Annotated in this window: 13 protein-coding genes; 4 read left to right on the forward strand and 9 right to left on the reverse strand. The window is 67.3% G+C overall.

The features are described 5' to 3' along the window. Positions 1–48: 48 nt before the first annotated feature. Positions 49–960, reverse strand: coding sequence for an alpha/beta fold hydrolase (locus ABCR83_RS31465; RefSeq protein WP_462698671.1), 912 nt, complete (start codon positions 958–960; stop codon positions 49–51). A 181-nt stretch (positions 961–1,141) separates the two neighbouring features. Here ABCR83_RS31465 and ABCR83_RS31470 point away from each other — a divergent pair, with 181 nt between their 5' ends. Beyond that, positions 1,142–1,375: a response regulator transcription factor gene (locus ABCR83_RS31470; RefSeq protein WP_462698672.1), complete on the forward strand. Its 234-nt coding sequence runs from the start codon at positions 1,142–1,144 to the stop codon at positions 1,373–1,375. A gap of 702 nt (positions 1,376–2,077) precedes the next feature. Here the strand turns inward: ABCR83_RS31470 and ABCR83_RS31475 are convergent. From ABCR83_RS31475 to ABCR83_RS31485, 3 genes are all read right to left on the reverse strand, one after another. Continuing rightward, complete coding sequence (locus ABCR83_RS31475) at positions 2,078–2,431, reverse strand: hypothetical protein (RefSeq protein WP_462698673.1); 354 nt, start codon at positions 2,429–2,431, stop codon at positions 2,078–2,080. A gap of 32 nt (positions 2,432–2,463) precedes the next feature. Then, entirely contained in the window at positions 2,464–3,708 is a 1,245-nt protein-coding gene (locus ABCR83_RS31480; RefSeq protein ID WP_462698674.1) for an MFS transporter, read from the reverse strand. Positions 3,709–3,847: 139 nt separating this feature from the next. After that, positions 3,848–4,702 carry a LysR family transcriptional regulator gene (locus tag ABCR83_RS31485; protein ID WP_462698675.1) on the reverse strand — a complete coding sequence of 285 codons (855 nt, stop codon included), beginning with the start codon at positions 4,700–4,702 and terminating at the stop codon, positions 3,848–3,850. A gap of 95 nt (positions 4,703–4,797) precedes the next feature. Between ABCR83_RS31485 and ABCR83_RS31490 the strand changes: the two genes are divergently transcribed. Next, the gene (locus ABCR83_RS31490; protein WP_462698676.1) at positions 4,798–5,091 is read left to right on the forward strand and encodes a DUF1330 domain-containing protein; all 294 of its coding nucleotides are present in this window, start codon (positions 4,798–4,800) and stop codon (positions 5,089–5,091) included. Positions 5,092–6,018: 927 nt separating this feature from the next. Here the strand turns inward: ABCR83_RS31490 and ABCR83_RS31495 are convergent. Together ABCR83_RS31495 and ABCR83_RS31500 are read right to left on the reverse strand one after the other, a co-directional pair. Continuing rightward, positions 6,019–6,147, reverse strand: a complete 129-nt coding sequence (locus ABCR83_RS31495; protein ID WP_462698677.1) for a hypothetical protein — start codon at positions 6,145–6,147, stop codon at positions 6,019–6,021. A 256-nt stretch (positions 6,148–6,403) separates the two neighbouring features. Then, positions 6,404–6,781 (reverse strand): hypothetical protein, encoded by a 378-nt coding sequence (locus tag ABCR83_RS31500; RefSeq protein ID WP_462698678.1) that lies wholly within the window; start codon positions 6,779–6,781, stop codon positions 6,404–6,406. A 76-nt stretch (positions 6,782–6,857) separates the two neighbouring features. Here ABCR83_RS31500 and ABCR83_RS31505 point away from each other — a divergent pair, with 76 nt between their 5' ends. Beyond that, complete coding sequence (locus ABCR83_RS31505; RefSeq protein WP_462698679.1) at positions 6,858–7,007, forward strand: hypothetical protein; 150 nt, start codon at positions 6,858–6,860, stop codon at positions 7,005–7,007. A 132-nt stretch (positions 7,008–7,139) separates the two neighbouring features. Here the strand turns inward: ABCR83_RS31505 and ABCR83_RS31510 are convergent, their stop codons facing one another. The 3 genes from ABCR83_RS31510 to ABCR83_RS31520 form a co-directional block, all read right to left on the reverse strand. Next, positions 7,140–7,751, reverse strand: a complete 612-nt coding sequence (locus tag ABCR83_RS31510) for a pentapeptide repeat-containing protein (RefSeq protein ID WP_462698680.1) — start codon at positions 7,749–7,751, stop codon at positions 7,140–7,142. Between the two features lie 218 nt (positions 7,752–7,969). After that, positions 7,970–8,170, reverse strand: a complete 201-nt coding sequence (locus tag ABCR83_RS31515; protein ID WP_462698681.1) for a DUF397 domain-containing protein — start codon at positions 8,168–8,170, stop codon at positions 7,970–7,972. Continuing rightward, positions 8,167–9,039, reverse strand: coding sequence for a helix-turn-helix domain-containing protein (locus ABCR83_RS31520; RefSeq protein ID WP_462698682.1), 873 nt, complete (start codon positions 9,037–9,039; stop codon positions 8,167–8,169). The genes ABCR83_RS31515 and ABCR83_RS31520 overlap by 4 nt, the downstream gene beginning before the upstream one ends. An 88-nt stretch (positions 9,040–9,127) precedes the next feature. Here ABCR83_RS31520 and ABCR83_RS31525 point away from each other — a divergent pair, with 88 nt between their 5' ends. Next, on the forward strand, positions 9,128–9,406 hold the full coding sequence (locus tag ABCR83_RS31525) for a hypothetical protein (protein ID WP_462698683.1): 279 nt from the start codon (positions 9,128–9,130) through the stop codon (positions 9,404–9,406). Positions 9,407–9,781: the final 375 nt, after the last annotated feature.

Consider the following 9,781-nt stretch of genomic DNA (forward strand, 5'->3'; position numbering starts at 1 on the left):
TCCCTCGCTTCATCTCATGCGCGCCAGCAAGCCCTTGGCATCAGTCATCTAGGGGATGTCCGAGGACCTCAACCGCGGGACGAACAACTCCCGCACCGCCTGCGCCACCGCCTCCGGCCGCTCCTCGTGCAGGAAATGACCCGCTTCGGGCACGATGCGCACCTCGAGGTCGGCCGCCCGCCGCTCACCCCCGGCCAGCATGGACGGCGTGATCACCCTGTCCCGGCCGCCGCCGAGCAGCACGGTCGGCACCGTCAGCCGGGCCTGCCGCCGGGCACCGCGCAGTTGGGCCGGGATGTCCCGCAGCACGTACTGCCAGAACATCGCCTGTCCGGCATGCGCGGAGACCGAGGTCGCGGCGGCGAACTCATCGAGTTCCGCGTCCTGCCAGACCGCCGGGTCGGCGGTCTGGTGCCGCAGCAGCCAGCGGGTGAAAGCGGGCCAATGGCGGAGTACGGCGCGCCCGGTCACCGGGTACTCGATGAAGGCGGTGAACCACAGACGCCACAGGTTCGGCAGTATCGCCCGGTGTCGTGGCCAGGGGTGGGTCATATTCAGGGCCAGGAAGCCATGGAACCGTTCGGGCGTGTCCAGACACAGCCGGAATCCCAGGTGCGCACCCCAGTTGTGCGCCACCAGCCCCACCCGGTCCAGCCCAAGGGCGTCCAGCAGGGCGAGGACATCGGCGGCCAGACCACCCATGTGATAGCCGCGACGTGACTGCCCGGACCAGCCGAAGCCGCGCAGGTCGGGGCAGACAAGGCGGTATTCGCCCGAGGTCAGGGCGGCGACCTTGCGCCAGGCGTACCAGTGCTGCGGGAACCCGTGCAACAGCAGCAGGGGCTCGCCGGATCCGTACTCGGCGATGTGCAGTGGGGTTCCCCGCACATCCAGCCAGCGGTGTACGGCTCCTTCGTCCCGCGGAAGCGGCCGGTGGGACTTGGTCGTGCTCGAGTTCATGAGGAACCCCTCCTTCATATCGGTGCGGACCGTTCTCGGCTCCACATCGACACCTCAGGAGTCGCGCCGGTGGGGAAAGGTTCCCATGGGTTTCCGGCGCGATCGTTGCGAGCGTTGATCCGACGTATATCTCCTGCCTGCACAGTGCAAGGACGGAAGGAACACGAACCGGGAGGACGTTGTGATCGACACCGGCCGAGGAAATCTCTCCTCGCTCTCCGAACGCGAACGCGAGGTGCTCGGCGGGCTCGCCGCAGGGCACACCTACCGGGAGATCGCCCGCTACCTGGAGTTGAGCGTGCACACCGTGGACACCTATGCGCGGCGCATCCGGGCCAAGACCGGCGTGACCGACCGCATGCAACTGGCGGGCCTCGCCCATGGCACCGCCGCCTCCGGTCCCGAAAAGCCGTGACTTTCGTACTCGCCCGCAAAGCACCAGAGTTATTCCCGTGAACAAGTGAACGGCCGGAAAACGGCCCTCACTTGGACACTGGAAACCGCGCCGCATGCCCCTGGCGGGAACCTTTGCCGCCCGACCGTCGCCGGCGCGAGGCTCTGCCGGCGGTACGGAGCGTGACGGAGACCCGGCGCCAGGAGGACGAGGCGCCGGCGGCGCCGGCCCTGCGGTCGGCCTGAGGCGCCGGGTGGTCCCGGACGGAATGATGACTGGTATGGCAACGAAGAAATACACCGTGACGCTACCGGCGAGGAGTTGGCCCGCGCGGAGGCGGAGCGCCTTGAGCTTCAGCGGCAGCATGCGGCCCGCAAGGCCCGTGCCGTGCCAAACCGCAAGGCGGGTTGATGTCCGAGCTCGTCTATCTGCTCGACAGCGAGGGCCTCTCCCGGGCCGTCCTCGGCCATCGCGCGATGGGCACCCGGCTCAAGGACGCGGACCGCTCCGGGATCCGGGTCGTGACCACCTCGATGACGCTCATCGAGGCCCGGCCGTACCCTGCAGTTGATGGCCCAGGCCGCCGAAGGCACCCGTCCCCTCCCGCACATCACTCCGGTCCAGCACAAGGAAGACCCAGAACCGCTGCCGCCATGCCATCTTGAAGGCAGGTCGGCCGAAGGCTGAGCGCGTGCCGTCGAACCTTGGGTGTCGTCGGTTCGATCAGCCCCGCTGCCGCAACCGCCGTACCAGGTGCCCCAGGATCGTGCGGCGTTGTCGGGGGCGCAGCGGAAGGGCCTCCTGGCTCTTCTCGCCCACCTGCCCCGTTTCGTCGCCCCTCGGTCGCCAGTGGCCGTCCGGCGACAGAACGGGCAACTGGCGCTCCGCCTGCGCCTTGACCTCCCAGTAGGACTCATGGGAGGTCACTCGATACGCCTCCTCCCAAGAGGCCAACGCCGCGGTGACGCCCGCGCCCGCTGTGCCCCGGCGACGAACGTGGAACGCCAACCACACGAAGCCGGCGAGGACCGCGGCGAAGCCACCGAAGATACCCAGAAGCGGCAGGAGATCACCCATGGTTCCGAGGCTATGCGCGTCTCATCGCCGAGTCACTCGTGGTGCGGGCGGCCAACCGGAGACCCCGAAGGGGACCGCAGCGCGGCGAGGCCGGCGGACGCGAGCAGCAGTGAGCCGCCGCCGGTGATGAACGCCACCGGAGGTGCCGCGTGGTACAGCGGAAGCAGCGCGACCGGGGCCACCGCCGCGCCGCCGAAGCGGAAGGCGGAGACCGCCGAGAGCGCGCCGCCCCGGTTGCTGGGCACCTCGCGGACGGTGAGGTTCTGCAGGCACACATTGAGCATCGAGTAGGCGACGCCCGCGCCCGTCCAGCACAGCACCAGCGTCGGCAGGCTGTGCGTCGATCCCGTCAGGGCGACCAGCACCGCCGTCAGCGCGGCGGCGATCCCGCCGCAGCGGCGTGCGCCAAAGCGGTCGCTGAGCGAACCCCAGCTCGCGCCCAGCAGCAACCCGGTCAGGCCGAAGCCCAGCAGCGCGACCCCGGTGAGGTCGGGACGGATGCCGAGATGCTCTTCGGCGTGCAGGGAGACCAGGAACGGCAGCCCGGCCGCGCCGAAGTAGCTGACGAACGCGGCCACCGACAGCAGCCCCATGCGCGGGTTCACCAGGGTGCTCAGGCGCGGAGCCTGCGCGCCCGGCCGGGTACCGCCGGGTGGGGGTGCCAGCGCGAGCAGCCCGGCCGCGGCGGCGACACCGACGAACGCCCAGCGCCAGTTCGCTGTCGCGGCCACCCCGCCGAGCAGCGGCGCAAGCGACTGGCCGGCGGCCTGGCAACTGGCCAACAGCCCTACGGCTCGGCTCAGTCGGCGCGGTGGAACCATGTCGGCCAGCCCGGACAGCAGCAGCGGCGAGATAAACGCATTGGCGGTGCCCATCACCGCCCGTACCAGCAGTAGCAGCGCGATGTTCGGTGCGAGGGCGCCGAGCAGCGAGGCGATCAGGTAGACCAGGTAGGCAACCAGCACGGTGCGCCGGCGGCCCCACCGCTCGCCCGCCGTCCCGGACACCAGTTGCACGAGAGCGAACGGTACGAAGTAGACGGTTACCGACAGTGTGGTGGCGCTCGTCGAGGCGTGGAGCGAGTCGGCGATCTGCGGCAGCATCGGCGCCACCACGCCGCCGCCCAGCGGCCCCAGTGCGGCGCCGGCATACACCGCGAACACCCGCAACTTCCCGGCCGGCCCGCTGTTTCCGGCCCGGGCATGCGCAGGTGCAACTGGCTCCGTCGGTTCCGGCGCGTTGACCGCCACGGCGCAGTGCGGTGCATGGTCCTCCATCACGTCACGTCTCTTTCCCCATAGACCCTGTAGAGCGGCCTGGCCCGTGAGCGACGCTAGGGTTCCCGCGCGGTGTTGGGTAATGCCCGTCTTGGAACGCCGATATCCGACAGGCATAGTTCGAGGTGAGCGGGGTCTGTCAGCGGTCCACTGCGGCGATCGCCACATCGATGAACCGGCGCAGCAAGAGCTCCTGCAGGTGCGGCAGGTAGGCGAGTTCCACCGGGACCGGAGGCGCGTTGACCAGCGGCACAAAGGTCACCCCAGGGTGGTTGATCCGGCGCACCCCCACTGCCGGTGCCACCCCGATGCCGCGATTGGCGGCCACCGACTCCACCCACTCGTCGTAGTTGGTCGTCTCGATCACCTCTTGTGGACCCTCGCCGGGGGCCCAGGACCAATGGCCGGTCGCGCCGCTGACCACATTCACCACAAGTGGCCATCGGGGAACGTCCCGCCAGTCCACCTCGTCGAGTCGGCTCACTTCGGACCCGGCGGCACAGGCGATCGCCACCCGAGGCTCATTGAACAGGTGCACCACCTTGACCGCCGTGGACGTGCGCACACCGCCGCGCACCAGGGCGACATCGATTGCATGACGTTGCAGGGCCTGGATCGGATCGTCGGTGCGCACCAGGTTCACCGTGCTCCCTGAGATCCGCTCGTACTCGCTGATGGTGCGCTGTGCCCACGGGTCCGGCATCAGCCAGCTGAATCCCAGCCGGATGCTGACCTGCTCCCGCAATGCGGTCATTGCCCGGTCCAGCTCGTTGAGCACCCGTTCCACCTGTGCGAGAAAGGAGCTGCCCACGTTGGTGAGCTCCACGTGCCGGGAGCTCCGGTTGAACAACCGCACCTGCAGCGAGGTCTCCAACTGCTGAATGGTGCGGGTCAACGCCGGCTGAGTGATGGCCAGTTGGTCAGCCGCACGGGTGAACGACTGTCGCCGAGCCACCTCGACGAACGCACGCAGGTGACGCAGCTCGACATCCATAACTGTGGAGCATAGTCCGAGCGCACAAGGCATTTCTCAGATGCGGACAGCCTGGCTACGTTCGAGCTGACGACAGAGGGCAAGGAGTGATCAGCATGGCCAAGGGATATCTGGTCGGCACATACCGGTCGGTGCGCGACCCGGAAAAGCTCGCCGTGTACGGGAAGCTGGCGAAGCCCGCACTGGAAGCAGCCGGCGGCCGGATTCTGGCCCGGGGCGGCCGGGTGACCGCGTTCGAGTCGGGGATATCCGAGCGCACGGTTCTGGTCGAGTTCCCCAGCTACGATGCCGCGGTCGCGGCATACGAAAGCGAGGACTACCAGCGGGCTGTCGCGGTGCTGGACGGCGGTGCGGAGCGGGATGTGCGAGTCGTGGAGGGGCTCGGCTGAGCACCCGAACACTGCAGGTGGCCCCCGTTATGGATGAAGCCGCCGAGACGTGGGTCGTGGCCATGGGGATCCGTCTTCGGGAGGTCCGCCGCCCGCACGGTGCAGCAGGGGGCGGGTGACTGCCCGTAGGGCTCATCCTGCGTCAGCCCGCATGGTGCTTCCGCCTCTCTAAACTGTTGCCCCTTGGCAGGTGGAAGGCGGAGGTTCGTTCATGTCCACTGGAACCATCGAGTTCTACTGCGAGTATCCGTGCGACGGTTGTCGATATAGCGGAGGGCCTGCAGGTCGGGATTTCTACGTCGATGTCCGAGAAGTCGGAGTCAATGCACGTCGTGACGGGTGGACGACCAGAGGCGTGGGGGTTAGCTTTTGCCGCAGCTGCGGGGCTATGACCCGGATGATCAGCCACCGGGTTCCTTTGGAGCTTCATGGGCTGCCCTGCTCGCGGTGCCACGAGGTCGTTGACTACCAGGTCGAACTTCAGTGCGTCACCACGGATGCCCGGCGGTTCAGCTTCACAGCGTCTGTTACGTGTCCGGCTTGCTCCCGGAAGTCTGTCTTCCGCAAGCTGATCGAGAGCCTGAGTCGAGTCAAACGGATTCGAGTAGGCCCGACCAGCGTGGAACTTGAACTTGAGAATGGTCAGGTCGGCTGAGTTGTCGGGGCACGGCCTCCGTTCCCCGGCTGCCTCGTGGCCCTGGCCTGAGCCACCAGCTCGTCCGCTGGCTGCCGGTCCAGCCCGACACCTCTCGTCCTTGGCCTCCGCACTGTCCACGGACTGTTCAACGGCAGTCTGCATGGCCCCGGTTACTCCGGTCATGCGTGATCCTCATCCGCCGGGCTTCCTGCCCGACTGGTCGGGACCACACCGACCCACATCGGTGTGCCCGTTGTCAGAGGCTGCTGGCAGCATCGCCGCTATGGACGTCATCCGTACCACCCGAGCCGCTGCCCGCCGGATACCGCGAGACCCTGGCGCTCTTCGAGCAGGCCGGAGAAGGACTCCGCCCCGGGGAGGTCTCCCGGGCGCTTGGCCTCGGCCGCGAGCCACGGCACACCGAAAACATCCGGGCCAAGCTGAAACGCGCCTGGTGACCCGCGGCATCCTCACCGAACCCGAGCCCGGCCTGTTCACCCTCGCCAAGGCAGCACCAGACGCCTCAGAGGAACGCTTGCCCGCAAACGGGTACGTCGGGTGCGCCCCGTCAGGGGCGCGGGGGACTGCGTGACCAGCCACAGGCGACCCGCAGCCGCGCGCGGAGCGGAAGTGGCACTCCGGTAGGCGCCACCGCGGGGGCGCCCCAGAGGCTCGTCACGCCAGCCACAGCGCGCCGTGGCGGTGGCGGGCCGGCGGGATGTCCACCGTTTCTGCCGCCCCCAGTGCCAGCGGTCCCGCCGTTGTGTTCAGCAGGCGGCGGAGCGTGTGTGTCCGTGCGCGGAGGCGTTGGCGGGCGCGGCGTTCTTCCGTGTTCGCCCAGCGGGCCACGGTGCGGTCGCGGTTGTGACGGGGGAAGAGGTAGACCTCCGCCGTACGGCGGACGGCCAGGGGCCGGGGGCTGCGGGCCTCCCGCGCGGCCTCCGACAGGGCCTGGTGGCTGTACCGGAGGTCGTGGACGACGACGGCGTGCCAGGCGCCTCGCGGTGCCTTCGTGCCGTGCGCGGAAGGGAAGTGATGGGCGGTGCGGGCCACGGTGCTCCATGGGGTGACAGGCCGCCAGGTATCTCCTGGCGGGCTACCGGAAGCCCCTCGGCCCTTTTGAACGCGCGTGTCCCATGACCGCCACCCTAGTCACTTCGTCGGACCGCAGGCCGGTCAGGGTGTGCACCAGGTGCCGAAAGAGGACTACCAGCGGGCTGTCGCGGTGCTGGACGGCGGTGCGGAGCGGGATGTGCGAGTCGTGGAGGGGCTCGGCTGAGCACCCGAACACTGCAGGTGGCCCCCGTTATGGATGAAGCCGCCGAGACGTGGGTCGTGGCCATGGGGATCCGTCTTCGGGAGGTCCGCCGCCCGCACGGTGCAGCAGGGGGCGGGTGACTGCCCGCAGGGCTCACTCTTCGTCAAGGTCTTCGCCGTAGGTGACGCCCAGCTCGGCCGTGAGGGCCTTGGCCAGCTGAACGGTCTGCGTGCGGTCGATGATGACACCCTGGAGCAGCCCCACGCCACGCACGGTGGATAGGTCATTGCCCCGCAGATCGCAGTTCCAGTACTTTCCGGTGGCGAACTCGGCCCATTGCAGGTCGCATTCCTCGAAGAGCGCTGAGCTGAGGTCGGATGCCTTGAATGTGGCCTCGCGCATGACGCACTTGCTGAAGATGACAGATCCGGCGGCACGGCTCCGGTCGAACGTGCAGTAGTCGAATCGGCAGTTCTCGAAGAGAACGTTGTCGAGCGTGCTGTTCTCGAACACGGCTCCCATGAGTCTGCAGTTGAGGAAGGCAACGCGGGATAGCTTGCTGTCCGCCCAGTGCAGTGCGGACAGTTCACAGTTCGAGAACTCCACGGAGTCGACGCGCACTTCATGGAGCCGTGTGCGCTGGGACCGCATGCCTGTGATGCGTCCGTCCATCAGGTGGACATTGGAGAGTTCCAGCTCGCGGAGCTCGGAATCGGTGTACTGGAATTCGGATACCCTGCCTCGTCCGCCCTCCAGCGATGTCACGTTCGACAGGTAGAGCCCGGGCTCGCTCAGGGCGGGGAGGGTCCTGGTGGGCGGGAGATGACCGCTGGTGCTATCCGCCCGAGGTATGGGCGGATCTTTTGAAGCGGCATGGGTTCAGTGCGGTCGACGCGTATGTCCTGGAAGGACCCGGGGCAGGCAATCCGGGCACACTCTTCGCCACCGCGCAGGTCCCGTAGACGCCATTGGCCGTTCTCCTTTTACTGGAGGCCGCCGTTGGCAAGGGCCTTGGTGAAGGCGTGCCATGCGCGGGGCGAGAGCATCAGGGGGGTGGCGTGTATGCGCTTGCTGTCGCGTATGGGTACGGCGCCGGGTATGTCGCCGGATATCTCCAAGCAGTCTTCGCCGCCTTGATCACTGTGCTTCGATTTACGCCACCTTAGGGTGCTCGGATCCTTCATGTGCGGAGTTCCTCCATCACTTGTTCAAGAAAGGAAATCGAGGCGTTCGGCGGTAGGGCGGCTGCGTGCACGAGGTCGTACCGATGAGAATGCTGGACCACGGACTCCGTATCCCTCACGACCTTCCCGAAGGCGCCGCCTTCGAGATATGCCACGTCCGGCCCGCGTTCAAAGGACAGCAGTGTCACAGACCCACCCATGGCTGCATGCCCACCGGCTGCGAACGGCAGGACCTGCACTTCGATGTTGGGTGATTTGGCCGACTCGACGACGTGCGCCAACTGCTCGCGCATAGCTGCTGGTCCGCCGACTGGGCGTCGTACAACTGCCTCATCGAGTACGGCCCATAGGAGAGGAGGAGTGTCTCGACTGAGGATGATCTGTCGCCCCAAGCGTCCCGCTACCTGTTTCTCGACCTCTTCTTCGGTGCACCAAGGCTGCCCGATGCTCATAACCTCGCGGGCGTATCTCTCGGTTTGCAGAAGGCCGGGGATGGAGTGCGCCAAGTACTTGTGCATGGCAATGGCCTTGGCTTCGTAATCGATGAACCTCCCCGCCCAGTCCTTTCGCGCCGAGTCATGGAACGGCCCCCTCTCCAGATGCTCCCAGAGGTCGGACAGATCGCCGTCAGCGTTGAGGACTTTGTCCAACAGACCGGAGGTGGCCTCGTCGGGGATCTCGTTGCCGAGCTCGAACTGGGCAATTCTGCTGTGGGTCACATGGGCCTTTGCGCCCAGTTCCCGCTGTGTCCAGCCGGCACGGATACGCAGTTTGCGCACCTTCTTGCCGTACAGGGCCACCAGGGATACCGACGAGTCAAGGTCCTTTGGTGCAGGCACCGTTGCTCCCGTTTTCGCGTAGCGCTCCACAAACCGTTACCCCTGGTGAGCGTAGCGCTACGCGTCCACGCTGGAAACCGGAAGCGGAGTGAACGAGACCGACCCGAGGTGTCCACCCATGCCCAGAACCCCCAGTGTGTCCGAGCTTCGACGGGCGGCTGCCCGTACGGCAGTTGAGCTGCACGACGCACTCAGGTCGCACGGCTTTACGGTCCAGGTGATCTCGGAGCCGCCGATGTACGGACAGGCGTATGTCTCGATCCTCGACCCGCTTCGCGAGGACGAGGCCCAGGTCATCGCCGCCGCGCTCCGCGCGTATCGCGCCGTGCGGCGTGAGCCGTTGAGTGCGGATGTGGCGGCGGTCAACGCGCGGAGTCGGCGGGGCGGCCTGGTATGACGGTCGGAGACGCCAACTCCCCTTGGGATAAGCCGCACTGCCAGGAGTGCCGGCGCATCAAGGCGCTGTACTACGCGGCCTTCGGGTCAGGTGACCGTGAAGCCGCCGAGACGTGGATCGTGGTCATGGGGATCCATCTTCGGGAGGTCCACTAACTCACGTTAACTCTTACGGGTGTTGCGCTGCGAAAGCGTGCCGACGTTGCCGCACAGCCGGGTTACGTTGCCCGCATCGGGTTGCCTCGTGCCGTAAGCGAGGCGACCCCCGGGCAGTGGTAACGACACCGGCCCGGGGGTCTGCACCCGCAAGGAGCAAGGACTCCGCAGATGCTGACGCATTTTATCGCGCCGGAAACCCGTTTCACGCGTGTATCGA

The organism is Streptomyces xingningensis, assembly GCF_054957865.1.